General features: G+C 70.1%; 22 protein-coding genes. 8 read left to right on the forward strand and 14 right to left on the reverse strand.

Annotated elements, in window-relative coordinates:
• Positions 1-175: 175 nt before the first annotated feature.
• A complete protein-coding gene (locus tag ACYVO6_RS42270; protein ID WP_461071035.1) occupies positions 176-331 on the reverse strand; it encodes a hypothetical protein in 156 nt (51 codons plus the stop codon).
• A 51-nt stretch (positions 332-382) separates the two neighbouring features.
• Between ACYVO6_RS42270 and ACYVO6_RS42275 the strand changes: the two genes are divergently transcribed.
• From ACYVO6_RS42275 to ACYVO6_RS42285, 3 genes are all read left to right on the forward strand, one after another.
• Positions 383-2,557: an RHS repeat-associated core domain-containing protein gene (locus tag ACYVO6_RS42275; protein WP_461071037.1), complete on the forward strand. Its 2,175-nt coding sequence runs from the start codon at positions 383-385 to the stop codon at positions 2,555-2,557.
• A gap of 77 nt (positions 2,558-2,634) precedes the next feature.
• Complete coding sequence (locus tag ACYVO6_RS42280; protein WP_461071039.1) at positions 2,635-3,141, forward strand: hypothetical protein; 507 nt, start codon at positions 2,635-2,637, stop codon at positions 3,139-3,141.
• Between the two features lie 417 nt (positions 3,142-3,558).
• On the forward strand, positions 3,559-4,362 hold the full coding sequence (locus tag ACYVO6_RS42285) for an EI24 domain-containing protein (protein WP_461071041.1): 804 nt from the start codon (positions 3,559-3,561) through the stop codon (positions 4,360-4,362).
• Positions 4,363-4,371: 9 nt separating this feature from the next.
• Here the strand turns inward: ACYVO6_RS42285 and ACYVO6_RS42290 are convergent, their stop codons facing one another.
• Positions 4,372-5,628, reverse strand: coding sequence for a pyroglutamyl peptidase (locus ACYVO6_RS42290; RefSeq protein ID WP_461071043.1), 1,257 nt, complete (start codon positions 5,626-5,628; stop codon positions 4,372-4,374).
• A 111-nt stretch (positions 5,629-5,739) separates the two neighbouring features.
• A complete protein-coding gene (locus ACYVO6_RS42295) occupies positions 5,740-6,327 on the reverse strand; it encodes a TetR/AcrR family transcriptional regulator (protein WP_461071045.1) in 588 nt (195 codons plus the stop codon).
• 113 nt (positions 6,328-6,440) lie between these two features.
• Between ACYVO6_RS42295 and ACYVO6_RS42300 the strand changes: the two genes are divergently transcribed.
• The gene (locus ACYVO6_RS42300) at positions 6,441-8,903 is read left to right on the forward strand and encodes a glycoside hydrolase family 3 protein (protein WP_461071047.1); all 2,463 of its coding nucleotides are present in this window, start codon (positions 6,441-6,443) and stop codon (positions 8,901-8,903) included.
• 42 nt (positions 8,904-8,945) lie between these two features.
• Here ACYVO6_RS42300 and ACYVO6_RS42305 read toward each other — a convergent pair whose 3' ends face one another.
• A complete protein-coding gene (locus tag ACYVO6_RS42305) occupies positions 8,946-9,872 on the reverse strand; it encodes an SGNH/GDSL hydrolase family protein (protein ID WP_461071049.1) in 927 nt (308 codons plus the stop codon).
• 357 nt (positions 9,873-10,229) lie between these two features.
• Here ACYVO6_RS42305 and ACYVO6_RS42310 point away from each other — a divergent pair, with 357 nt between their 5' ends.
• Positions 10,230-10,724 (forward strand): DUF3145 domain-containing protein, encoded by a 495-nt coding sequence (locus tag ACYVO6_RS42310; protein WP_461071051.1) that lies wholly within the window; start codon positions 10,230-10,232, stop codon positions 10,722-10,724.
• A 141-nt stretch (positions 10,725-10,865) separates the two neighbouring features.
• Here ACYVO6_RS42310 and ACYVO6_RS42315 read toward each other — a convergent pair whose 3' ends face one another.
• The 5 genes from ACYVO6_RS42315 to fasR all read right to left on the reverse strand — a co-directional run bounded on the left by ACYVO6_RS42315 (position 10,866) and on the right by fasR (position 15,833).
• Entirely contained in the window at positions 10,866-12,137 is a 1,272-nt protein-coding gene (locus tag ACYVO6_RS42315; protein WP_461071053.1) for a beta-ketoacyl-[acyl-carrier-protein] synthase family protein, read from the reverse strand.
• Positions 12,138-12,223: 86 nt separating this feature from the next.
• Positions 12,224-12,472 (reverse strand): acyl carrier protein, encoded by a 249-nt coding sequence (locus ACYVO6_RS42320; protein ID WP_152775753.1) that lies wholly within the window; start codon positions 12,470-12,472, stop codon positions 12,224-12,226.
• A gap of 103 nt (positions 12,473-12,575) precedes the next feature.
• A complete protein-coding gene (locus ACYVO6_RS42325) occupies positions 12,576-13,607 on the reverse strand; it encodes a beta-ketoacyl-ACP synthase 3 (RefSeq protein ID WP_461071055.1) in 1,032 nt (343 codons plus the stop codon).
• A gap of 16 nt (positions 13,608-13,623) precedes the next feature.
• Entirely contained in the window at positions 13,624-14,538 is a 915-nt protein-coding gene (locus ACYVO6_RS42330) for an ACP S-malonyltransferase (RefSeq protein WP_461071057.1), read from the reverse strand.
• Between the two features lie 89 nt (positions 14,539-14,627).
• A complete protein-coding gene (fasR, locus tag ACYVO6_RS42335) occupies positions 14,628-15,833 on the reverse strand; it encodes a fatty acid biosynthesis transcriptional regulator FasR (protein ID WP_461071059.1) in 1,206 nt (401 codons plus the stop codon).
• 83 nt (positions 15,834-15,916) lie between these two features.
• Between fasR and ACYVO6_RS42340 the strand changes: the two genes are divergently transcribed.
• Positions 15,917-16,576, forward strand: a complete 660-nt coding sequence (locus ACYVO6_RS42340) for a pirin family protein (RefSeq protein WP_461071222.1) — start codon at positions 15,917-15,919, stop codon at positions 16,574-16,576.
• Between the two features lie 7 nt (positions 16,577-16,583).
• Here ACYVO6_RS42340 and ACYVO6_RS42345 read toward each other — a convergent pair whose 3' ends face one another.
• From ACYVO6_RS42345 to ACYVO6_RS42355, 3 genes are all read right to left on the reverse strand, one after another.
• On the reverse strand, positions 16,584-18,398 hold the full coding sequence (locus tag ACYVO6_RS42345) for a serine/threonine-protein kinase (RefSeq protein WP_461071061.1): 1,815 nt from the start codon (positions 18,396-18,398) through the stop codon (positions 16,584-16,586).
• An 80-nt stretch (positions 18,399-18,478) separates the two neighbouring features.
• A complete protein-coding gene (locus ACYVO6_RS42350; RefSeq protein ID WP_461071063.1) occupies positions 18,479-19,306 on the reverse strand; it encodes a serine hydrolase domain-containing protein in 828 nt (275 codons plus the stop codon).
• A gap of 19 nt (positions 19,307-19,325) precedes the next feature.
• Positions 19,326-19,796 (reverse strand): GNAT family N-acetyltransferase, encoded by a 471-nt coding sequence (locus tag ACYVO6_RS42355; RefSeq protein ID WP_461071065.1) that lies wholly within the window; start codon positions 19,794-19,796, stop codon positions 19,326-19,328.
• A gap of 96 nt (positions 19,797-19,892) precedes the next feature.
• Here ACYVO6_RS42355 and ACYVO6_RS42360 point away from each other — a divergent pair, with 96 nt between their 5' ends.
• Both ACYVO6_RS42360 and ACYVO6_RS42365 read left to right on the forward strand, forming a co-directional pair.
• The gene (locus tag ACYVO6_RS42360; protein ID WP_461071067.1) at positions 19,893-20,363 is read left to right on the forward strand and encodes a MerR family transcriptional regulator; all 471 of its coding nucleotides are present in this window, start codon (positions 19,893-19,895) and stop codon (positions 20,361-20,363) included.
• Complete coding sequence (locus ACYVO6_RS42365; protein WP_461071069.1) at positions 20,363-21,379, forward strand: aldo/keto reductase; 1,017 nt, start codon at positions 20,363-20,365, stop codon at positions 21,377-21,379. The genes ACYVO6_RS42360 and ACYVO6_RS42365 overlap by 1 nt, the downstream gene beginning before the upstream one ends.
• 42 nt (positions 21,380-21,421) lie before the next feature.
• Here the strand turns inward: ACYVO6_RS42365 and ACYVO6_RS42370 are convergent, their stop codons facing one another.
• Together ACYVO6_RS42370 and ACYVO6_RS42375 are read right to left on the reverse strand one after the other, a co-directional pair.
• Positions 21,422-22,126: a response regulator gene (locus ACYVO6_RS42370; protein WP_461071071.1), complete on the reverse strand. Its 705-nt coding sequence runs from the start codon at positions 22,124-22,126 to the stop codon at positions 21,422-21,424.
• Positions 22,123-23,610 carry a sensor histidine kinase gene (locus ACYVO6_RS42375; protein WP_461071073.1) on the reverse strand — a complete coding sequence of 496 codons (1,488 nt, stop codon included), beginning with the start codon at positions 23,608-23,610 and terminating at the stop codon, positions 22,123-22,125. Before ACYVO6_RS42375 ends, ACYVO6_RS42370 begins: the two co-directional genes overlap by 4 nt.
• Between the last annotated feature and the right edge of the window lie 147 nt (positions 23,611-23,757).

A 23,757-nucleotide genomic window follows, 5' to 3' on the forward strand; every position in this document is an offset into this window, starting at 1 on the left:
GGGCAGCTGGCACAGGCGCGGAGCCGGTCCGGGATGCGCGCCCGCAGAAGGGTAGCCCCGCCTCAGCCGAGCGATGCTGTGGCCAATCCCCTCTGCCGGGGTACCAGGTGCGAAAAGCGTGACACTTTCCGGGAAAGTGTCACGCTTTTCGCGGAGTGCATGCCCGGATCGCGCGTCACCGGCCGGATTCGCCAAGGAGCAGCTCATCTCCGGCCGGGAACCGGGCCGTGCCGCCTTCCTCCCACACAACCACCACGGCCAACCCGCCCATCGGACCCATGTCGGTCCTCGCCTCCTTGACCGTGCGCCACTCGCCCTCGTAGCCGATCACGTCGCCAGGTGTGATGAGGGCCGCTCGCTTGGTATCGAGTGGGACGTCCTGGTGACCAACTACGCCCACGCCACGCAGTCGCCGGACGCCTGGACCCGTGTTGCCGACATGTACAGCGTGGTCTATTGGCTGGCCGCCCGGCATCGCTGGATGCACCTCGCCGAGCTGGCTGTCATGAAGCAGCGGGTGGCTGCCGAGCGAGGGCGCCCGATCTCCGCTGTCACGGCCGCAAGGGACGAGGCTGGGGCGTTCCTGAACTCCGGTGACTTCGCGGGTGGGTTGGCCGTCGTCGAGGCCGAGTCGACGCTGCGGGGACGTGACCGTGCGTTCGGCCTCGGCATCCTGCACCTGCGTGGGCTGACGCTGGCAGGCCGGCTGAAGGAGAAGGCCATCGCCGCCCGGCACATCGAGGCAGCGTGGCGGACGGCTGACGAGTTCCCCGAGGACATCGACGAGCACGGCATCCACTTCGGGCCGGAAAACACGGCCATGCACGCGATCTCGACGTCCTCCGACATGGAGCAGCACCGCACGGCGCTGGACACCGCCGAAGGCCTCATCCGGAACGGGCTGACGCTCCCCGCAACCAGGGTCGGCCCTCTCTACATGAACCTTGACCGGTCGCAACTGGCCCTCGGTGACCGTGACTTCGCTCTCGAGTCGCTCGAAGAAGCCTGGGACGTCGCGCCCGAGATGGCCCGCGTCCACCCGACGAGCCAGGAGCTGATGAGGGTGCTGACCTCACTGCACCGTCGCAGCAACCCGATGGCCAAGACCACCGACGCCGAGGGCAAGGCGACCGAGTTCGGATACGACGCCGACCGCCGCCTGACGAAGATCACCACCCCCGAGGGGCGGGTGACGTTCTTCACCTACGACAGCAACAACCGCGTCACCTCCATGAAGCGTGCCACCGGCTTCAACGACTCCGGCGAGACCGGCCCCACGTACACCTACGCCTACACCGCCGACGCGCCGGGCAAGGCCGGGGTCACCACCGTCACCGACCCGGCCGGGAACCAGACCAAGTACACCCATACCGCGGACGGTTCGGTCACGAAGGTCACTGACGCTCTCGGCCGGAACCGGGAGCGCACCTACGACGCCAACCTGAACCTGGAGACGGCCACGGACGCCATGGGCGCCGGCTCCGACCCGGCCAATGTCACTGCCTACGGCTGGGACACCCGCTCCAACCCCAGCAGCCTGAAACTGCCCACCGGCGCCACCGCCTCGCTGACCGGCAACCTCCCGGCCGCCCGCAAGGCCCGGGCCGAGGACACCTGCCCCGGAGGCACCACCTACACCTACGACGACGCCTCCCAGCTCACCGCCCGCGACGGCAGCACCGAGGGCTGGTCCTACGACAAGGCGGGCAACGAGACTGCGGCGAACCCCACTGCGGACACCGCCCGTGCCGGCGGGCAGTGGAACGACTTCTCCCAGCTCACCTCCGTCACCCAGGGCGGGGAAGAGTACAAGGGAAGGTACGCGTCCACCGACCAGTCCGAGCGCACCCAGTTCGGCGACACGGCCTTCCATCACGGCCCGGTCGGCCTCTCCGCCCAGACGAAGGCCGGGGTGGACACGAACCTCACCCGCGAGCCGTCCGGGAACCTGCACTCCTTCCGCACCAAGGGCGAGACGTACTACTACCTCACCGACGCCCTCGGCACGGTCGAGGCCGTGGCGAACTCCCAGGGCGAAAAGGTCAACTGGTACTACTACAGCCCGAACGGCATCACCGACGCCACCGAACAGGTCTCGCAGCCCTACCGTTTCGCGGGCGGCTACCAGGACCCGACCGGGCTGTACCACAACAAGGCCCGCTACCTCGACCCGAACATCGGACGCTTCACCCAGCCCGACCCGGCAGGGCTCGAAGCCAACCCCTACCTGTACGCCTCTGGCGACCCCACCAACATGATTGACCCGAACGGCCTGTGGAGCATGCCCGGCTGGGCCAAGGCGGCAGTCGGCACCGTTGTGACCGTCGCTGTCGGCGCTGCGGCAATAATGGCCGTCGGAGCCGCCTGCGGAGCAACTGCGGGAGCCGCTTGCCTCCTTGCGGGCGCCGTCACCGGAGCCCTTTGGACTGGCGCAGCGGGCGCCGGGATGGCTAAGGCCATGGGCCAAAGTCCCGTCGAAGGCCTAACCGGAGGCATCACCGGCGGCCTCCTCGGACCGTGGGTGCCCGCCCTCCGCCCAATCCATTACATAAACTGAAGCACCCCGTGCTGTGCCTCCCCGAATTTCGGGGAGGCACAGCACACCGGTCCGCGCAGCCGACCCAAGGGAATGGAATGAACCCCGCCGCCAAAGGCATTGCAATCGGCTCCGCCCGACTGTCGATGCTCGTTGTAGCTATCGCCATTATCGCCACCCCATGGATCGCCGGATGGACCTTCACCACGTCCGTAGTCTGGGACGCATCCTTCGTCGCCATTGTTTACGCGGTAAACCTCCTGCTGATACGGACCGTTGCACGATGGGACATCCGGAAGCAAGTACCGCAAGGTGAACAAGTGCGGCTGCTGGTGGCGGTGCGCGGGAGAGTTGGGCGACTGCCCTACGCCCTGCTTGCTGATGAGTTCGTTGTGGTGTTGACCGACCAGCGCCTGCTCATTCAGCCACGCTCCACGTTCACCGGACGTCCGAGAGGGGCGCTGCGCCTAGGTAAGCAAGTCACCTTTCACCAGAGAAAGGTCCTCTCTATCGAGACAGAATCCGGCGCCAGAATAGACACGCTGGTTCCGATGGTGCATCGACGCGACGTCGCCTATTGGATACGGCGGTGGCAGGACCGCTGACCGGGCACTGACTCGCCCTTCACTGTGCACCGATGGCGGCTGGGCGGGCCTTGCGGTCGTGGTTCAGTGCGCGGGCGTACCGCTCGGTCTCGGCGCATGACGCCACAGGCCCGCACCTTCTACCCAGCGGCCGGTCTGGGTATGACATACAAGGGGTGCGGTTCGCGGAGGGCCGGACGGAAGCGACGGACTCAACGGGCTTGTCGGCAAGGACTCTTGGGGTGCTGTGATCGATACCTCAAGCTCCGAGCTCGCGCCCTGCGTAAGGGTGCCAAGGCCATGCTGGCCCCGCTCATGCCGTTGCCGATGTCGGGTAGCGGTTCGCCGAAGCATCCGCGACGGGCGCTCCCACCCTCCCGATGGCAGGAGCCCCAACCTCCGGGGAGCCGGGCACAAGGACCCCGATAAGGTGCCCCCATGCATGATCTGCGCGTGGGGTTCGGCTACTTGGGGCAGGGGCAGCGTTGGGTTGCCCGGCATGGGAAGCAGTTCGGGTTCGGGCTGATCCCGGGGCTCATCACGCTTGTGCTGTATGTGGCAGCGCTCATCGGCCTGGCCTTGTGGGGTGCGGACTTCGTGGCCTGGGCCACCCCGTTCGCCGATGACTGGGCGAGCCCCTGGCTGGGCCTCTTCCGAGGGTTCCTGACGGCAGTCCTTTTCGCGCTCGCCCTGCTCCTCGCCGTCGTCACCTTCACCGCCGTGACCCTGCTCATCGGGCAGCCCTTCTACGAGAACCTCTCCGAGAAGGTGGACCGGGACGTCTCGCCGGACGGGACGGCGCCCGAGTCGGGGCTGTCGTTGTGGCGGGAGTTGGTGATCTCGGGGCGGGACAGTCTGCGGATCGTCGTCAGGGCGGCGGCGTGGGGCGTGTTGCTCTTCGCGCTCGGGTTCATTCCGTTCGTCGGGCAGACCGTCGTGCCGGTGGTCGGCTTCTTCGTCACCGGGTTCTTCCTGACCGAGGAGCTGACGGCGGTCGCGATGCAGCGCCGCCGCGTCGAACTCCGCGACCGCCTCCGCCTGTTGCGCTCCCGCAAAGCCCTGGTGTGGGGCTTCGGCACACCCCTCGCCCTCGCCTTCGTCGTGCCGTTCGTCGCCGTGTTCCTGATGCCCGGCGCGGTCGCGGGCGCCACACTGATGGCCCGCGACCTGCTGGGCGAGGAAACCGGAGAAGAAGAGGGCGAGGGCGAGGGGCAGGTCCGGGGCAACTCCGTCGCCTGGTGACCTACTGACCTACCGGGACGCGTCCGCCGCCACCCTCACGATCTCGCGGACCTGCGCGATGATGTCCAGCCGGTTCTGGACGAACTGCGGATCCGTGACCGTACCCGTCGCCGGATCCGTGTTGCCCGTGCCGAACTGGAGCACCGGCGTGTGCACATGCCCGCCGGGCAGCGAGCCGCCCAGCCCGAGCCGGTCGCGCAGCAGCGTCGCGCGGTAGGCGATCTCGTTGGAGAGGTAGTCCCCGCCGCCGCCCTCGCGAGCCGTCGAGCCGGCGGTCGGGCCTTCGGGGCGTACGACGGGATCGGTGCCACCCGCCGGGATCTCGGTCACCTCCGTGTTGTCGTACACGGGAAAGCTGCCTGTATCGGCGGCCACAATCTCCTTGTACGACAAGGTCGTTGACGTCCACTGCGGCTGCGAGGCCGGGTCGGTCACCGGGATGGTCTCCGTGCGCGAGAGGTTCTCGTTGTCCGGGAAACCGCCCCGCCAGGCGCCGTTGGTCCGCTCGACGTCGAAGCGGCCCACGCGACCCTGGCTGACCGTGGTGAACAGGTCGACGCGGGGGAGGTACGGGCGCAGCGTCCGCTCCACCGTTCCGTCGCTGAAGTCCTGCCAGCGGACCGGGAAGAGCGCGGTCTCGATACGGGCCGGGCCGTCGGCCGTCTCGATCACCGTGCCGTCCAGGGCGAGGGCGGTGGCCCCGGAGGGGTTGGAGATCCGTACATCCCGGTCCAGCGTGAACGGGTCGAAGCCGGTCACCAGGATCCGCTCGACGCCTTTGCGATGCGGGTAACGGATGGAGTCCTGACCGCGCGAGGTTCGCTCAAGTGCGCCCACCAGCTTGGTGCGTTGAGCGTCCGTGAGGCCGAACTCCGGCTGCCACTGGCGTACTTCTCGGGTCATCCCGAGCCGCGCCCAGTACAACGGCCGGTCATCGTCCCGGCTGAGGTCACCGCCCGCCGGACCCCGGCCCTGAGCGCGGTCGACCGCCCGGCGCCACAGCTCCGCACCCTGCCGTACGACCACCTGCTCGGCCTGCGCGTACGACCGCGCCTTGCCCAGCGCCCGCGCGAACTCCGGTGCCACCGTGTCGAATCCGGAGCGGCGCAGGATCTCCTGGGGTGCCGCCCTGTCGAGGCGCTGTTCCTCCACGGTGAGTGCGGCCGTGGGCTCCTCGGCGGGCGCGGCCAGGGCGGGTGGGGTCGCGAGGCCTGCGAGGACGGCTGCCAGTCCGAGGGCGCCGAGCCGAACACGTATGTAGGTCAAGGGAGTTCAGGTCCTTCCGTCACGCGAAACGCCGGGGTGGCGAAAGTATCGCGTGACGGAAGGGGCGTAGGCCATGGGGGGCGCGGTCGCCGACCCCACCAGCCTCCGGCGTCAACTCCCTTTCTCACCAAGCAGCGTGAGGAAGTCCCGGAACGCGCCGGGCATGTCCACCTCCTCCGGAGCCAGCAGCCACTGGTACTGGAGGCCGTCCATCACCGCGACGAGCAGGGGAGCCGCCCGCTCCGGTGTGAGTCCGCTCGGCAGCCGCTCGCCGTACTCGCAGCGCAGCACCCCGGCCATGTTCGCGCGCACGGCCTCGTACCGGCCGGTGAAGAACTCGCGTGCCGGATGCTCCTCCGTGACGCTCTCGCCGAGCAGTGCGGAGAAGGTCTGCACGATGCCGGGGCGCATCGCGTTGTAGTCGACGAGTGAGGCGAGCAGGTCGAGCCGCCACTGGGAGTCCGGCATCGCGTCCCACTGGTCGCGCTCCTCCAGGACGGCGACGAGCATGGCCTCCTTCGTCGGGAAGTAGTGCAGCAGCCCCTGCTGGGTGAGCCCCACCCGCTCGGCGACCGCACCCAGGCTCGCCCCCCGGTAGCCGCGCTCGGCGATCACCTCCAGGGCGGCCCGGAGAATCTCCGCGCGCCGCTCGGCGCCCCTGATTGCCCTGGTCGTCGTCATACGGCCACCGTACGACATGCCCACGACGTACGTGAAGGTTCATGTAACTGCAAGATAACGATACCTACCTATCTACTGGTTACGCGTGCACGATGGACGGACGGACCGGACGTCAACGAGGAGGCACCGTCATGGCGGGCACGCAGGGCAACCAGGGCAACCACGGCAACCACCCGGCCGACCAGGCACGCGAGGCCGTGGTCGAAGCCGCGCTCGGCAGGCTCGACCTGGACGCGAAGGCGCGGTTGCTCGCCGGGCAGGACACCTGGTCGCTGCCCGCGCTGCCCGAGATCGACCTGCCGTCCCTGGTCATGTCCGACGGCCCGATCGGCGTACGAGGCGTGCGCTGGACCGCCGACGACCCGTCCGTCGCGCTGCCGTCCCCGACCGCGCTCGCCGCCACTTGGGACCCCGAACTCGCCCGCAGGGCAGGGGTGTTGCTGGCCCAGGAAGCCCGCCGCAAGGGCGTGCACGTCCTTCTCGCGCCCACCGTCAACCTCCAGCGGTCGCCGCTCGGAGGGCGCCACTTCGAGGCGTACAGCGAGGACCCGTATCTGACGGGGCGGATCGGAACCGGGTACGTCGCCGGTGTGCAGGAGGGCGGCGTCGGCACCACCGTCAAGCACTTCGTCGCGAACGACGCCGAGACCGACCGCTTCACGGTGAACAACGTGGTCTCCGAACGCGCCCTGCGCGAGCTCTACTTGGCCCCCTTCGAGGCCATCGTCGCCGACGCCCGTCCCTGGGGCGTCATGACCGCCTACAACTCGGTCAACGGCACGACGATGACCGAGCACCGCCGACTGGTCGACGAAGTCCTGCGCGGGGAGTGGGGTTTCGACGGCATCAACGTCTCCGACTGGACGGCCGCCCGGTCGACCACCGCGGCCATCGAGGGTGGTCTGGACATCGCGATGCCCGGCCCTCAGACCGTGTACGGCGACGCGCTCGCGCAGGCCGTACGGGACGGGCTGGTCGCGGAGGCCAAGATCGACACGGCGGTACGGAACGTGCTGCGGCTCGCCGCTCGCGTCGGCATCCTGGAGGGCGCCGAGGCCGTTGTGACCGAGCTGCCCGAGACCGTCGACGGCGAGGCCCTGGCCCGCGAGATCGCCCGCCGCTCCTTCGTCCTCGTGCGCAATGAAGGCGCCCTTCCGCTGCCCGAAGGGCACAAGGTCGCCCTGATCGGCGCCGCCGCCCGCGACGCCCGCGTCCTCGGCGGCGGGTCCGCCGTCGTCTTTCCCGCCCGGATCGTCTCGCCGCTCGACGGACTCACCGCCGCCCTGCCCCAGGGCAGCCTGACGTACGCGGTCGGCGCCGACCCGAACGAGGAACTCGCCGCCGCCGACAAGGGGTTCGAGCTGCGCGCCGTCTGCCGGGACGCCGACGGCAACGTCATCGGCACCGCCTCCACCCCCAGCGGCCACCTCCAGTGGATGGGCAACGACCTCCCCGAGGGCGTCACCTACGACACCCTGCACAGCGTCGAGCTGACCGGCACCTTCACCCCGCGGGAGGACGGCTCGCACACGTTCGGCGTCCGGGGCCTGGGCGAGTTCACGCTGAAGGTGGACGGCACCACCCACTTCGACGGGCCCCAGCTCCCCGGCGAGGACGACGGCCCGTTCGAGGCCTTCTTCGCGCCTCCGGTGCCGCGCGCCGAGGCCGAACTGCGGGCGGGCGAGCCGGTGGAGGTGTCTCTCACCTACGTCCCGGCCATACCCGACAGCGGCACCATGAAGGCCATCGCCTTCACCCTCGCCCACCAGGAGCCGCAGCGCGCCCCCGACGAACTGATCGCGGAGGCGGTCGAAGCCGCCCGCGCCGCCGACACCGCCGTCGTCGTGGTCGCCACCACCGAGCGCGTCGAGTCGGAGGGCTTCGACCGGAAGGACCTGCGGCTCCCCGGCCGCCAGGACGACCTCGTCCGCGCGGTCGCCGCCGCCAACCCGAACACCGTCGTGGTCGTCAACTCCGGCTCTCCGGTGGAACTTCCCTGGCGCGACGAGGTCGCCGCCGTACTGCTCGACTGGTTCCCGGGCCAGGAAGGCGGCGCCGCGCTCGCGGACGTGCTCACCGGCGCGTACGAACCGGGCGGCCGGCTGCCTACCACCTGGGGCTCGCTGACGGACGCCCCCGTCACCCAGGTGGTTCCGACGGACGGTGAACTCCCTTACACCGAGGGCGTGTTCATCGGCTACCGCGCCTGGCAGAAGGAGAGCAGGACCCCCTCGTACGCCTTCGGCCACGGCCTCGGCTACACCGACTGGACGTACGAGTCGGTCAAGGTCGAGGGCACCACGGCCACGGTCCGCGTCACCAACTCCGGTACGCGCACGGGCCACGAGGTCGTCCAAGTCTACCTTGCGCCGACGGAGGCCGACGCCGAGCGGCCGGTGAGGTGGCTCGCCGGGTTCGCGGGCGTCGAGGCCGGGCCCGGTGAGAGCGTCGAGGTCGCTGTCGAACTTCCGCGCCGGGCCTTCGAGATCTGGGACGAGACCGCGAACTCATGGGCGTTCGTGAAGGATTCGTACGAGGTGGAGGCGGGGCGGTCGATCGCGGACCTTCGGGTCACGACGACGATCGACGTGTGACGGTGGAGGGGCCCTTGCGGGCCCCTGCGCGCGCCGCGTCCGTCAGCCGGTCGGCAGTTTCAAGTCGGCCGGCTTCGGCGCCGTCACCACGCGATACGCCATCTCCGCCAGCAGTTTCTGGCCGCTCGTGCTCGGGTGGAACCAGTCCACGGTGCTCAACTGCGCGGCGTCGAACCGGTACTTGTAGACGGCCCCGCCGTCGAAGCGGCACAGCTTGTCCTTCTCGCACACGTCTTCCAGTACGGCGTTGTACTCCTTGACCCGGTCCTGCACCCTGTCGCGCCGCGACGTCGCCGCCGCGTCCAGGGCGTCCGGGTCCGCCAGCATCGAGGGGCAGATGCCCAGCTTCCACAGCTCCTTGCTGAGCTCGTTGGTCCGGCCGATCGACCACAGCCGCTTCAGATCGGGCACGCTCGCCACGAACACCTGGGTCTTGGGCGACGCCTCGCGCAGCGTGTTCATCGCGTCCTCGAACTGGGCGCGGAACTCCGGCACCGATGTCATGGCGGCCACCGTCGGCTGGCAGGCGTCATTGGCACCGGCCAGCACCGTCACCAGTTCCGGCTTCCTCGTCGCTGCCTGAGCCAGCTGGTCGTCCAGCTCGGCCATCTGGGCGCCGGTCTTCGCGTAGTTCCAGCTCCGCTGGGCGGCCCCGGACTTCCCGAGCAGCCGCAGCGCGAGGCTGTCGACCTTCGCGTCGGTGCCGGTCGCCCATGAGACCTTGGGGCAGTCGGACAGCGCCTCGCAGGCGTCGAAGGCGCGCGTGATGGAGTCGCCGACCGCGGCGATCGAGTTCGGGCTGAGGTCCCAGGTGGTGGGTTCCGTGGACGGCTTCGACCGCGAGGTACTACCGGTGGGGGCAGCTTCGTTGCCGCCGACCGCGTCGCAGCCGGCCGTCCCCACGATGCCCAGAAGTGCCGCTGCCGCTGTGGCGGCAACGGCACGTGATCGGTAGCCACGTCTACGCATTCCCGGATCTCCTCGCTAGTCGTGCAACGGTAACCCGTCGTTCTGGCGTCCTCCGGGTAACTGTGTTTTTCCGGAGGACGCGTAATCCATTTGCGGCTACGTCGCGATCCGGACCCTCGCCGGGACTCCGAACGCGCGTCCCGCCGGGTAGCTGTGTTTTCCCGGGGGACACCCCCCCCGGGACCCGGCCGGGGCTCGTACGCGCGTCCCGCCGGGTGAAACCTCGGTGTTTCGGGGCGCTGGGACCGACGGTACGTCACACTCCTTGCGCCCTCGCACGGTAGCCTCGCCACGTGGCTGCCCTGCCACGGAGGTTCCGCCAAGTTACAAGATGTCCCGCTCTGCCCGGAGGTCCCAGTGACGACACGTGGAGTTCTCTACGTGCACTCCGCGCCGCGCGCGCTGTGCCCACACGTCGAATGGGCAGTCGCGGGCGTGCTCGGTACACGCGTCAACCTCGACTGGATCCGGCAGCCCGCGGCGCCGGGCACGTGGAGATCCGAGTTCTCCTGGCAGGGCGAGGCCGGCACCGCCTCCAAACTGGCCTCGGCACTGCGCGGCTGGCAGATGCTGCGCTTCGAGGTCACCGCCGAGCCGTCCGCCACAGCCGAGGGCGAGCGCTACAGCTGCACCCCTGACCTGGGTATCTTCCACGCCGTCACCGGCATCCACGGCGACATCCTGATCCCCGAGGACCGGCTGCGCGCCGCCCTCGTCCGCTCCCAGAGCGGCGAGACCGAGCTGGAGTCCGAACTCACCAAGCTCCTCGGCAAGCCCTGGGACGACGAGCTGGAGCCCTTCCGGTACGCGGGCGAGGGTGCTCCGGTGCGCTGGCTGCACCAAGTCGTCTGATCGCTCGTCACCTGCGTCCTCGTCACACACGCGGTCATACACGCGAGAAGGGCCCCACCGGACGGTGGGGCCCTTCTCGCGTAGACGCACATCACACCGCGTACGACCGGAAATCGCTCTCCGGCGGCTGGAATCAGCCGATCAGACGGTTCGGAACGCCAGTACCACGTTGTGTCCGCCGAAGCCGAACGAGTCGTTCAGCGCGGCGATGCGGCCCTCCACGGGGAGCTTGCGGGCCTCGCCGCGGACGACGTCGGCGTTGGCCTCGGCCTCCGGGTCGATGTTGTCGATGTTGATGGTGGGCGGGGCCACCCGGTGGTACAGGGCGAGCACCGTCGCGACCGTCTCCACGCCGCCCGCGCCACCGAGGAGGTGACCCGTCATCGACTTGGTGCCGGAGACCGCGAAGTGGTCGGTGTCGTCGCCGAAGACCTTGCGCAGCGCCTTCAGCTCGGCGACGTCGCCGGCCGGGGTCGAGGTGGCGTGCGCGTTCACATGCACGATCTCGGCCGGGTTGAGGTCGGTGTTGTCGAGCAGGTTCTGCAGGGCGTGCGAGATGCCGAGGCCCTCGGGCTCCGGCTGCACGATGTCGTGGCTGTCGGCGGAGATGCCCTGGCCGACCGCCTCCGCGTAGACGCGGGCACCGCGCCTCGCGGCGTGCTCGGCGGACTCCAGGACGACGACGCCCGCACCTTCCCCAAGGACGAAGCCGTCGCGCGCCATGTCGTAGGGGCGCGAGGCACCCTGCGGGTCGTCGTTGTTCTTGGACATCGCCATCATGTTGCCGAACGCGGCGATGGGCAGCGGGTGGATCGCCGCCTCCGTACCACCGGCGACGACCACGTCGGCACGGCCGGTGCGGATCATCTCGATCCCGTAGCCGATGGCCTCGGCGCCCGACGCGCAGGCGGAGACCGGGGTGTGCACACCGGCGCGGGCGCCCACGAGGAGACCCACGTTGGCGGACGGGCCATTCGGCATCAGCATCGGGACGGTGTGCGGGGAGACGCGGCGTACGCCCTTCTCCTTCAGTACGTCGTACTGGTCGAGGAGGGTGGTGACGCCGCCGATGCCGGAGGCGATGACCGCGCCCAGCCTGTTCGGGTCGACGTCCGCGCCCTCGCCTGCCTTGTCGGTGTAACCGGCGTCCGCCCAGGCCTCCTTGGCCGCGATCAGTGCGAACTGCGCCGAGCGGTCGAGGCGGCGGGCCTGCGGCCGGGGGATGACCTCGGACGGTTCCACGGCGACCGGGGCCGCGATACGGACCGCCTGCTCGGCGGCCCACTCCTGCTCCAGGGCCTTGACGCCGGAACGACCGGCGACCAGACCCTCCCAAGTCGAGGCTGCGTCGCCACCCAGCGGTGTGGTTGCGCCGATACCGGTGACGACCACGGTGCGATTGGTCGAGCTCACGGGAATTCTTTCTCCAACGTTTACGAGGATCAGCGGCGCCACCGCCGGGTGGCGGGGCCTTTCAGCGCCCGGGCCGAGCGGCCTGCTCAGCCCTGGTGCTTGAGGATGTACTCGGTGGCGTCGCCGACCGTCTTGAGGTTCTTGACGTCGTCGTCCGGGATCTTGACGTCGAAGCGCTCTTCGGCGGCGACGACGACCTCGACCATGGACAGCGAGTCGACGTCCAGGTCGTCGGTGAAGGACTTGTCCAGCTGGACGTCCTCAACCGGGATCCCGGCGATCTCGTTCACGATGTCGGCGAGACCGGCGACGATCTCTTCCTGAGTGGCGGCCATGTGAGGCGCTCCTTCGTAGATATCCAGAGGGTGTGGCGCCCGCCGCGTCAGCGGCAGGTGTTGCTGTCCGTACCGGGCCCGAGGGGGACCTGGCACGGGGTGCCTAGGGGAGGGTAACGACCGTCGCGGCGTACACGAGACCCGCCCCGAAGCCGATGACGAGCGCGGTGTCGCCGCTCTTCGCCTCGCCGGCCGCCAGGAGCCGCTCCATTGCGAGCGGGATCGAGGCGGCCGAGGTGTTGCCGGTGGTGCGCACGTCACGCGCGACCGTGACGTGCTCCGGCAGCTTGAGTGTCTTCACCATCGAGTCGATGATCCGCTCGTTGGCCTGGTGGGGAATGAAGACGTCCAGGTCGTCCGCGGTGATTCCGGCCGCGTCCAGCGCCTGCTGAGCGACCTTCGCCATCTCGAACACGGCCCAGCGGAACACCGCCTGGCCCTCCTGCGTGATCGCAGGGAACTTGATCTCGCCCTTGGAGTCCAGGGGCAGTTGGGAGACGTCGCCAATGCGGTAACGGTCCCACGGCACGGTCTGCTTGATCGTGTCGGCCTTGTCGCCCTCGGAGCCCCAGACGGTCGGGCCGATGTGCGGCTCCTGGGAGGGGCCGACGACGACCGCGCCCGCGCCGTCACCGAACAGGAAGGCCGTCGCCCGGTCCTCCAGGTCGGTGAGGTCGGACAGGCGCTCGACGCCGATGACAAGTACGTACTCCGCCGAACCCTCGACGACCATGCCCTTGGCGAGGGTCAGGCCGTAGCCGAAGCCCGCGCAGCCCGCCGAGATGTCGAAGGCGGCGGCCTTGTTCGTGCCGAGCTTGTCGGCGATCTCGGTGGCGACAGCCGGAGTCTGGCTGAAGTGCGAGACGGTCGAGACGACCACCGCGCCGATCTGCTCGGCCGTGATCCCGGAGTCGGCGATCGCCTTGCCGGAGGCCTCGATGGACATCGCGGCGACGGTCTCCTCGTCGGAGGCCCAGTGACGGGTCTCGATGCCGGAGCGCGAGCGGATCCACTCGTCGGAGGAGTCGATCGTCTCGAGAATCACCTCGTTCGGCACGACCCGGGTGGGACGGTAACCGCCCACGCCCATGATCCGGGCGTACGGGGCGCCCTTGCTGGGCCTGATCTTCGACATGCTCTCGGGCTCCTTGTCAGCCAGCGTGCTCGGCGATGAGCTCGCGAGCAGCGTCGAGGTCGTCAGGGGTCTTGAGCGCCAGCGTCTGCACGCCGGGCAGGGCGCGCTTGGCGAGACCGGTCAGCGTGCCGCCGGGGCACACCTCGACGAGCGCGGTCACGCCCAGCTCCTTGAAGGTCTCCATGCACAGGTCCCAGCGAACGGGGTTGGCGACTTGGCCGACCAGACGGGACAGCACCTCGCGGCCGGTCGCGACGGCCTGGCCGTCCTTGTTCGAGACGTACGTGATCTTCGGGTCGGCCGGGGTCAGCTCCGCCGCGGCCTGCTCCAGGCTCGCGACCGCGGGGGCCATGTGGTGCGTGTGGAAGGCGCCCGCGACCTTGAGGGCCACGACGCGTCGTACGCCCTCCGGCTTGTCGGCCTCCAGAGCCGCCAGCTCCTCCATCGTGCCGGCGGCGACGATCTGGCCGGCGCCGTTCACGTTCGCCGGGGTCAGGCCGAGCTTCTCCAGGTGCGGGATCGTCGTCTCGGGGTCACCGCCGAGCAGCGCCGACATACCGGTCTGCGTGATCGCGGCGGCCTCGGCCATGGCCAGACCGCGCTTGCGTACGAGTTCCAGGGCGGCCGTGTCGTCCAGGACGCCCGCGAAGGCGGCGGCCGTGATCTCGCCGACGCTGTGCCCCGCGACGGCACTCGGTGCCACCTCGCCGAGCGCGGACGCCGACAGGAGTCCGGCCGCGACGAGCAGCGGCTGCGCCACCGCCGTGTCGCGGATCGCGTCCGCGTCGGCCTGCGTTCCGTAGTGGGCAAGGTCGAGGCCGATGGCGTCCGACCACGTGCCGAGACGGTCGGCGGCGCCGGGGAGTTCGAGCCAAGGAGTTAGGAAGCCAGGCGTCTGGGCGCCCTGGCCGGGAGCGACGAGTACGAGCACTCTCACACTCTCTCTTGTGGACGGCCAGCGCCGCCCGTGGGGACAGGGACGAAGAACAGCAGGGGGTTTTGTGGAGCCCCGACAAAAGCCTAGAGCTGGGGATCTCCATCGGCCAGACGCCCCAGGATCAGCGCGATCCGGAGTGTGAAGGCGGATCGTACATCGGAGGGTGACCAACCGGTGACGTCAGTCACACGTCGAAGCCGGTAGCGCACGGTGTTCGGGTGAACGAAGAGCATCCTGGCGGCGCCCTCCAGACTGCTCGCCTGTTCCAGGTAGACGCTCAGGGTCTCCAGGAGAGCGGACCCCGCCTCCTCCAGTGGTCTGTAGATCTCCTCCACCAGTTGGTCGCGCGCCGCGGGGTCGCCGGCGATCGCGCGCTCCGGCAGCAGATCGTCCGCCAGTACCGGCCGCGGGGCGTCCTGCCAGGCGAAACACGCCTTGAGCCCGGCGGCGGCGGCCTGCGCGGACCGGGTCGCGGCCAGCAGATCGGGCACGACGGGCCCCGCCACCACCGGTCCCGCCGCATACGGCCCGATCAGCGACTTGGCGACCCCCAGCGGATCGTCACTGCCACCGGCGATCACGACGAGCCGGTCGCCGAGCACTCCGGTGAGGACCTGGAGCTTGGCATGCCGGGCGGCCCGCCGGATGGCCTCGACGGTCAGTTCGCTGTCACCGTCGGGAGCCGTGCCCAGCACTACGCACACATGCTCGGGGGAGTTCCAGCCGAGGGCCGCGGCCCGGCTGACGGCTCCCTCGTCGGCCTCGCCGGACAGCACGGCGTTGACGACCAGTGACTCAAGCCGGGCGTCCCAGGCACCGCGTGCCTCGGCGGCCTGTGCGTACACCTGGGCGGTGGCGAAGGCGATCTCGCGGGCGTACACGAGGAGGGCCTCGCGCAGGATGGACTCGTCGCCGGGGGCCGCGACCTCGTCGATCGCGGACTCCATGACCTCGATGGTCGTACGCACCATCTCCACGGTCTGGCGCAGCGTGATCGCCCTGGTCAGCTCGCGGGGCGCGGTGCCGAAGACATCGGTGGAGATGGCCTGCGGGGCGTCCGGATGCCGGAACCACTCGGTGAAGGCGGCGATACCGGCCTGGGCGACAAGCCCGATCCACGACCGGTTCTCCGGGGGCATCGCCCGGTACCACGGCAGCGTCTCGTCCATGCGCGCGATGGCCTGCGCGGCGAGACTTCCGGAGGACTTCTCCAGCCGCTTCAGGGTCGCGGCGTGCGCGTGGGCGGCGCGGGCAGCGGCTTTGGTGGCGTGGGATTCGGGTTCGGGCACGGGACAAGACTGCCTTATCCGGACGGGAGTGTGCGGCGGCGGGTCTCGGATGAGGGCGGCCGCGGGTCTACCGTGGGCCCGTGATGGACATACGGCGCTCTGCTGAGCGCTACCGCGGAGGCGACCCGGCGGTCGGGATCGAATCCCTGCACGCCTTCTCCTTCGGACCCCACTACGACCCCGACAACCTCCGTTTCGGCGCGGTCATCGCCTGCAACGAGGAGCGGCTCGCGCCCGGCGCAGGTTTCGACGAGCACCCGCACAGCCACACGGAGATCGTGACCTGGGTCGTCTCGGGCGAGCTCACGCACCGCGACTCGGCGGGCCACGAGTCGGTGGTCAGGCCCGGGGATGTGCAGCGGCTCAGCTCGGCGGGCGGTGTACGGCACGTGGAGCGCAACGACGGCGCCGAGCCGTTGACCTTCGTGCAGATGTGGCTGGCGCCCTTGGACCCCGGCGGTGACCCGGCGTACGAGATCGTGCACGGCATCGCCGACTCCACCCCGTACGCGGTTCCGGAAGCCGGGGCGATGCTGCACGTGCGGCGGCTGGGGGCGGTGGGGGAGCGGACCGCCATACCGGACGCGCCGCGCACGTATCTGCACGTCGTACGGGGTGCCGTCCGGGTCGGGCCCCATGAGCTGGGGCCCGGGGACGCGGTGCGGGCCGAGGAGGAGAAGGGGCTGGAGCTGGTCGCCGGGTCCGTCCCGGCCGAGGTGCTGATCTGGGAGTTGTCGGGGTGACGGGGGCTCAGTTCTCGGTGCTGGGCTCCTCCGCGTTGCGCCACACGGTGATGTCCACCGCGACGTAGTCGCTGGGGTCGCCACTGGGAGCCGAACCCCGGTAGGTGACCAGGGCGATGTGGCCGGACGCGGTGTGCACACACAGCTGGGAGCCCTCCGAGATCTGGGCGAGCGAGACGTCCTTGGTGTACCGGGTTTCGTTCCGGCAGGTGGTGAGGGAGCCCTTCTGCGCGTTGTTGAGGAGGACGACCTTCTCGCTGCTGCTGCCGAGCACGGGGGAGCCGTCGTCGGAGACGTACCAGGTTCTGTCGTAGTACAGGTCGCTGTTGTCGGCGAAGGCAGCGTTCGAGGCGTCCTCCGCCGACAGCGGCTTGAGCGGGGAGTCGGCGAACCGGACGTAGTAGCCCTTGGGGATGTTCACGCCCGGGTAGCTGACCGGCTTGGGGTCGGGCAGCGCCTTCGGGCTGCTGGAACCGGAGCTACCGCCGGAGCTGCTCGAGGCGTCGTCCGACGAGTCACCCAAGTCCTTCAGGATGGACGCGCAACCCCCGACCCATATCAGGGAAGCGACCACCGCGACGCCGACGCCGATCCACTTGCCGACGTTGTTCTTAGGCGGCGGGAGCGGGTATGGGTGCGGCTGTGGCTGCTGGTGCCAGCCGTGCTGCTGGGGATACGGCGCCTGGTGCATGGGCTGCTGTGTGTACGGCGGCTGCGTGTACACCGGCGGTTGCGGGGCGGGCATGGGCGGAGGCGGCGTGACCGGGCCGGCGTGGACGGTCGGCGCGGCGTGCACCGGCGGTGTGGCGGGGCCGGCGGCCGGTGCGTCCGGCTGGGTCACCGGCGCGGTGGGCGGTACGGGCGGGGGCGCCGCGGTCGGTGCCTCCGGCGTCTTGTTCCGCGCGGCCAGCAGCTCCGCCGACGCCGAGGTCCGCTGCGTGATGTCGGCGCCGATCGGGTCCGGCAGCCAGGAGCCCGACTGGCGCAGCTGAGTGGGTGACGCGTCCTGGCACAGGGAGATGACCTCGGCGGGCGAGGGCCGGTCGTCCGGATTCTTCGCCAGGCAGCGCGCGATGAACCCGAGTTCCTCCGGGATGCCGGAGAGGTCCGGCTGTTCGTGGACAATCCGGTACAGCACGGCGTGCGAGGGTCCGTCCCCGTAGGCTCCGGTGCCGCGCGCCGCGTACACGGCCACCTGGCCGAGCGCGAAGACGTCCGACGCGGGCGTGACCGGCTTCCCGGCCGCCTGCTCCGGCGACATGAACGCCGGGGTGCCGATGGAGACGCCGGTGCCTGTCAGGGCGGTGGCGTCGGCGGCGCGCGCGATGCCGAAGTCGATGACCCGGGGACCGTCGGCGGCGAGCAGCACGTTGGAGGGCTTCAGGTCGCGATGGACGATGCCCGCCGCGTGGATGACCTTCAACGCCTCCGCCACCCCCGCGAGCAGCAGCAGGACGGAGGACACCGGCAGCGAGCCGTGCTCGGCGACCGCGGAGTGCAGGGACGGGCCGGGCACATAGGCGGTGGCCAGCCACGGCTGCGTGCCCTCGGTGTCGTAGTCGATGACCGGTGCCGTGTAGAGGCCCTGCACGCGCTGGGCGGCCTGGACCTCCTGCCGGAACCTGCGGCGGAACTCGGGGTCCTCGCTCAGCTCGGGCCGGATCGTCTTCAGCGCGATCGGGTGCCCGCCCGGCGTGTACGACAGATACACGGTGCCCATGCCGCCCGAGCCGAGCCGTGCCGCGAGCCGGTAGCTCGCCACGATCTTTGGGTCGCCGGCCTCCAACGGGCGGAATTTTCCGCCCCGTTGAACCTCGCCCATTGTTCTCCCCCGATAACTGTGCGGCGTGTGTGCACGGGGGAGAGTAGCCGAACGGATCGGCCACCGCCTCAACCGGAGCCTCAACCACCGCTCTTGAGCTCGGCCAGCACCGCGTCCGTGAACGGCGTCCACGCCTCGATCGCCCACGGCCCGAACGCCCGGTCCGTGAGAGCCGCGCAGGCGATCCCCGCGTCCGGGTCGATCCACAAGAACGTACCCGACTGGCCGAAGTGGCCGAAGGTGCGGGGGGAGGACGAACTGCCCGTCCAGTGGGGGGACTTGGAGTCGCGGATCTCGAAGCCCAGGCCCCAGTCGTTGGGGTTCTGGTGGCCGTACCCGGGCAGGACGCCCTTCGTGCCGGGGTACTGGACCGTCATCGCCTCGGCGACCGTCCGTGGGTCGAGGAGTCGCGGGGCCTGCACCTCGGCCGCGAAGCGGACCAGGTCGTCGACGGTCGAGACGCCGTCCTTGGCGGGCGAGCCGTCGAGCGCGGTCGACGTCATCCCCAGCGGCTCAAGGACCGCCTGCCGCGCGTACTCCGCGAACGGGATGTCCGCCGCCTTCGCGACATGATCTCCCAGCGTCTCGAACCCGGCGTTGGAGTACAGCCGCCGCTCCCCGGGCGCGGACGTCACCCGGTGCTCGTCGAAGGCCAGTCCGGAGGTGTGGGCGAGCAGATGACGGACCGTGGAGCCGGGCGGTCCTGCCGGTTCGTCCAGGTCGACGGCCCCCTCCTCGTACGCGACCAGCACGGCGTACGCGGCGAGCGGTTTGGTGACCGAGGCCAGCGGGAAGCGGTGCCCGGTCGGGCCGTACGAGCCGAGGACGGTGCCGTCCGCTCGTACGACGGCCGCCGCGGCGGTGGACACCGGCCAGTTCTCGATCAACGCCAGGTTCTGCAGGGACATGTGTACGAGGTTATGCGGCTCAGAGCGTCAGCCGCATCGAGGGGTCGGGCTTGCGGACGAAGCCCATCGACGCGTACAGCGGCTCGGCCTCGGCGGACGCGTTCAGATCGACCTGGGTTGCGCCCTTCTCGCGGAACCAGTCGAGGAGGCTCTCCATGCATGCGCGCGCGTACCCCCGGCGCCGTACGTCCGGGTTGGTGGCCACGCTGAAGGCGTATCCCACGCACCCGTGCGGATTGCCCGCCCGCCCGATCCGGTACTCGATGGTCCCGGCGACGAGCGCCGCGAGCGCGCCCGGCCGGTCGGGGTGGTCGACGACGAACGCCGCGAAGTCCCCTTCGTCGTCGGCGAGTTTGGTGCGTACCGTCGGCAGGGACTGCGCATGCCACTCGGTCGAACTGTCCACGGCGAAGACCGAGTCGATCATCACCTGACGCAGCCGGAGCACTTCCTCCGCGTCCTCGGGCACCGCACGGCGTACAAGACTCATGAGCCGCACGGTAGTCAGCGAGGCCTGGCCGCGTCGCCGGAATTTCACCGGATTCCGCTTGCTTGGAGTGCGCTCCAAGGTTCTAGCGTTGGGGCCATGACGGTGATGGAGACCACGCACACCACGGCTACAGGGACCGACAGTTGCGCCGGCCCGCGGCAGGTCGACCGACGCCCGGACGGACAGGACACGTACACGATCAGCGAGGTCGTCGCCTTCACCGGTCTGACGGCGCACACCCTGCGCTGGTACGAGCGCATCGGGCTGATGCCGCACATCGACCGCTCGCACACCGGGCAGCGCCGCTACAGCAACCGCGACCTGGACTGGCTCGACCTCGTCGGCAAGCTCCGGCTGACCGGCATGCCGGTCGCGGACATGGTGCGGTACGCGGAGCTGGTGCGCGAGGGCGACCACACCTATGGCGACCGCTTCGAACTCCTGAAGGCGACCCGACAGGACGTCCTGTCCCGGATCGCCGAACTGCAGGACACGCTCGCGGTACTCGACCGCAAGATCAATTTCTACGCGGACGCCGGGCGTGCCCTGGCGTCGGAGAGGTCCTGATGACGGACAGCAAGATCGCGAAGGTGGAACTCGGCACGGGCGGCCCCGAGGTCGGTGTACAGGGCCTCGGCTGCATGGGGATGAGCTTCGCGTACGGCCCGACGGACGCCGACGAGGCACGGGCCACCCTGGAGCGCGCGCTGGAACTGGGCGTGACGCACTACGACACGGCCGATGTCTACGGCCAGGGCGAGAACGAGAAGTTCCTCTCCCCGTTCTTCAAGGCCCACCGCGACGAGGTCGTCATCGCGACGAAGTTCGCCCTGGCCATCTCGCCGGACGAGCCGACGAAGCGCATCATCCGCAATGATCCGCCGTACATCCGCCAGGCCGTGGAGGCGAGCCTGAAGCGCCTGGACGTCGACGTGATCGACCTCTACTACATGCACCGCCGCGACCCGAACGTCCCCATCGAGGAGACCGTCGGCGTCATGGCCGAGCTGGTGCGCGAGGGCAAGGTCAAGCACCTGGGGCTGAGCGAGGTCACGGGCGGCGAGCTGCGTGCGGCGCAGGCCGTGCATCCGATCGCGGCCGTGCAGTCGGAGTGGTCGTTGTTCAGCCGCGACATCGAGGCCGGTGTCGTACCGGCCGCCCGTGAGCTGGGCGTGGCCCTGGTGCCGTACTCGCCGCTGGGCCGCGGCTTCCTCACGGGCTCCTTCGCCAACGCCGAGAAGGACCTGACGGCCGACGACTTCCGCCGTATGCAGCCCCGCTTCACGGGCGAGAACGCGGCCGCGAACGTCGCCCTCCTTGAGCCGATACGGGCGGTCGCCGACTCCCACAGCGCCTCGCTCGGGCAGATCGCGCTGGCGTGGGTGCAGCAGCAGGCGGCCATGCACGGGCTGCCGGTCGTACCGATCCCGGGCACCCGCAAGCGCAGCCGCATCGAGGAGAACGTGGCGGCCACCCGCATCGTCCTCGGCGAGGAGGACATGGCCCTGCTGGAGCCGATCGCCTCCAAGGTGGCCGGAAACCGGTACGCCGACATGACGTTCACCTCCGCCGGCCGGGAGTGAGCCCGAACCGGCGGTGAACCCGCTGGTCACGTCCCGACGGCCCTACCGGTCGCCGGGCGTGACCAGCCCCGACTCATAGGCGAAGATCACGGCCTGCGCGCGGTCGCGGAGGTCCAGCTTCGCCAGTACGCGGCCGATGTGGGTCTTCACCGTCTGCTCGGCCAGCACCAGGTGGTCCGCTATCTCCTGGTTGGACAGCCCACGGGCGACCAGCTCCAGCACCTCCGTCTCACGCGGCGTCAGGCCCTCCAGCTGAACGGCGGGTCTCCTGCGCGGGGCGGGACGCTGCTGCGCGAAGTCGGCGATCAGACGGCGCGTCACCTTCGGGGCGAGCAACGCGTCCCCGGCGGCCACCACGCGCACCGCCGCGATCAGATCGGCGGGTGGCGCGTCCTTGAGAAGGAACCCGGAGGCTCCGGCGCGCAGCGCCTCGTAGACGTAGTCGTCCGCGTCGAAGGTGGTGAGCATCAGCACCTTCGGCCGGCTCACGGCGTCCTCGTGGTCCACGTAGTCCTTGTGGTCCTCCTGTGGGTCCAGCAGTACGCGCGCCGCGGCCAGGCCGTCCATCTCCGGCATCCGTACGTCCATGAGGACGACGTCGGGGCGCGTGCCACGGGCCAGCTCGACGCCCTTTCTGCCGTCCGCCGCCTCGCCCACCACGTCGATATCGCTCTGCGCTGCCAACAGGGCCGCGAAACCGGCGCGGACCATGGCCTGGTCGTCGACGATGATCACACGGATGGTCATGAAGCGCCGGGCTCCTCTACGGGATCGACGGGCGCCATGGGGGCAATGGGTTTCCCCGCGGACGATGCGGGCTCCTCCGCGGACGACGAGGGCTCGGCCACCGGCAGCCGGGCCGCCACCCGGAACCCGCCATCGGGCAGCGGTCCGACATCCAGCGTGCCGCCGACCAGCCGGACGCGCTCGCCCATGCCGACCAGCCCGTGCCCGGTGCCGCTCGACTCCAGCCCCGAAACCGGCTTCGCCGCGGGCCCGTTGACGACCAGCACCGTCAGATGTCGGCCGTCGGTGGACAGCGACACCTGGGTGGGGGCACCGGGGGCGTGCCGCACCACATTCGACAGGGCCTCCTGCACGATGCGGTACGCGGACAGGTCCACGGTCGGTGACACCTTCGACCACTCCTGCTCGTCCTTCTCGAGAACCGGCTTCGGCAGCGACAGTTCGACCGGGACACCGCCGCGTCTGGTCGCCTCGACGAGCTGGCGCAGTTTGTCCAGGCCCGGCTGAGGGGCCCGCTCGTCCCGCGCGTCCTCACTGCGCAGCACCTCGAGAAGCCGCCGCATCTCGCCCAGCGAGTCCCGGGCGCCGACGGCTATCGACTCGAACTCCCCCCGTACGTCGTCGGAGACGCCGGAGAGCCGGTACGGCGCCGAGTCCGCCTGGACCGAGATCACCGTCATGTGGTGCGCCACCACATCGTGCAACTCCCTTGCGATACGGGCCCGTTCCTCCAACAGCGTGCGCCGGGCGCGCTCGGCCTCGCTGATCGTCTCCTGCTCGACGAGCCGCTGCTGGGTCTCACCGCGCTCGCGCAGCAGGGTGCCGAGCAGCAGTGCGGCACCGCTGAGGACGATCATCAGCACGCTGGTGTCCTGGCTGTTCACGGACCGCAGCGCACCCAGCACGAGGCTCGCGGCCACGGTGGCCGCCCACACGCCGATCACGGTGCGGCGCGGCTCGCGCAGGGAGAGCGCCAGGCACAGCACCAGATAGCCCACGATGACCATGGGCGTGAAGGGAGACGGCTGGCCGTCGTCGTGGTTCAGCACCACGAACGACCCGATGACGTCCGCCACGAAGACGATCCACCACGCGGTCAGCGGGCGGCTCACGGCCAGCAGCAGAGGTGCGGCCTGGGCGAAGCCGAGCGCACCGGAGAGACCGTCGTTCACCCCGTAGTCGGTTCCCAGTACCTGGGCCGTGACTGGGACCAGGACGGCGGCGAAGCCCAGCACGATCACGTACGGCAGCCGCCGCATCCAGCGCTTGGGCGCCTGCGCGAGGAGAGGCTCGGCCGCACCGCTGGGCGGGACGAAGGCCGCCGCGGCCTCACGCAGCGAGGGCCCGGCCGAGCGCAGTCTGTCCCGTGCGCCGCCCAGCCTGCGCCGGGCGGCGGCAAGCGCACGGTGCCGTACCCCGTGCCCTGACCGCTCTTCGGCCGGTGCGCGGGGCTCCTGGCCGGGAGGAGTCGCTGCATTGCTCATGGCCTGATCAGCGTAGGCGCGAAGATCCCACCGCCGCGTCCTACCTGAGAGCCCAACCGCACCTCATACCCAGGTACGAGCGGTATGACGACGAGTCACCCCACGACGAGTCACCTCACGAGGGGTGAAGCCACGACGAGCCACAGC

The organism is Streptomyces pseudoechinosporeus, from assembly GCF_054783935.1.

Excerpts from the sequence above, each read along its gene's own strand:
- ACYVO6_RS42325 (WP_461071055.1), bottom strand. The coding sequence starts at position 13,607 with ATGTCGAAGATCAGGCCCAGCAAGGGCGCCCCGTACGCCCGGATCATG.
- ACYVO6_RS42340 (WP_461071222.1), top strand. The coding sequence starts at position 15,917 with ATGGACATACGGCGCTCTGCTGAGCGCTACCGCGGAGGCGACCCGGCG.
- ACYVO6_RS42305 (WP_461071049.1), bottom strand. The coding sequence starts at position 9,872 with ATGCGTAGACGTGGCTACCGATCACGTGCCGTTGCCGCCACAGCGGCA.
- ACYVO6_RS42280 (WP_461071039.1), top strand. The coding sequence starts at position 2,635 with ATGAACCCCGCCGCCAAAGGCATTGCAATCGGCTCCGCCCGACTGTCG.
- ACYVO6_RS42365 (WP_461071069.1), top strand. The coding sequence starts at position 20,363 with ATGACGGACAGCAAGATCGCGAAGGTGGAACTCGGCACGGGCGGCCCC.
- ACYVO6_RS42320 (WP_152775753.1), bottom strand. The coding sequence starts at position 12,472 with ATGGCCGCCACTCAGGAAGAGATCGTCGCCGGTCTCGCCGACATCGTG.
- ACYVO6_RS42295 (WP_461071045.1), bottom strand. The coding sequence starts at position 6,327 with ATGTCGTACGGTGGCCGTATGACGACGACCAGGGCAATCAGGGGCGCC.
- ACYVO6_RS42350 (WP_461071063.1), bottom strand. The coding sequence starts at position 19,306 with ATGTCCCTGCAGAACCTGGCGTTGATCGAGAACTGGCCGGTGTCCACC.
- ACYVO6_RS42345 (WP_461071061.1), bottom strand. The coding sequence starts at position 18,398 with ATGGGCGAGGTTCAACGGGGCGGAAAATTCCGCCCGTTGGAGGCCGGC.
- ACYVO6_RS42360 (WP_461071067.1), top strand. The coding sequence starts at position 19,893 with ATGACGGTGATGGAGACCACGCACACCACGGCTACAGGGACCGACAGT.
- ACYVO6_RS42370 (WP_461071071.1), bottom strand. The coding sequence starts at position 22,126 with ATGACCATCCGTGTGATCATCGTCGACGACCAGGCCATGGTCCGCGCC.
- ACYVO6_RS42285 (WP_461071041.1), top strand. The coding sequence starts at position 3,559 with ATGCATGATCTGCGCGTGGGGTTCGGCTACTTGGGGCAGGGGCAGCGT.
- ACYVO6_RS42300 (WP_461071047.1), top strand. The coding sequence starts at position 6,441 with ATGGCGGGCACGCAGGGCAACCAGGGCAACCACGGCAACCACCCGGCC.
- ACYVO6_RS42375 (WP_461071073.1), bottom strand. The coding sequence starts at position 23,610 with ATGAGCAATGCAGCGACTCCTCCCGGCCAGGAGCCCCGCGCACCGGCC.
- ACYVO6_RS42355 (WP_461071065.1), bottom strand. The coding sequence starts at position 19,796 with ATGAGTCTTGTACGCCGTGCGGTGCCCGAGGACGCGGAGGAAGTGCTC.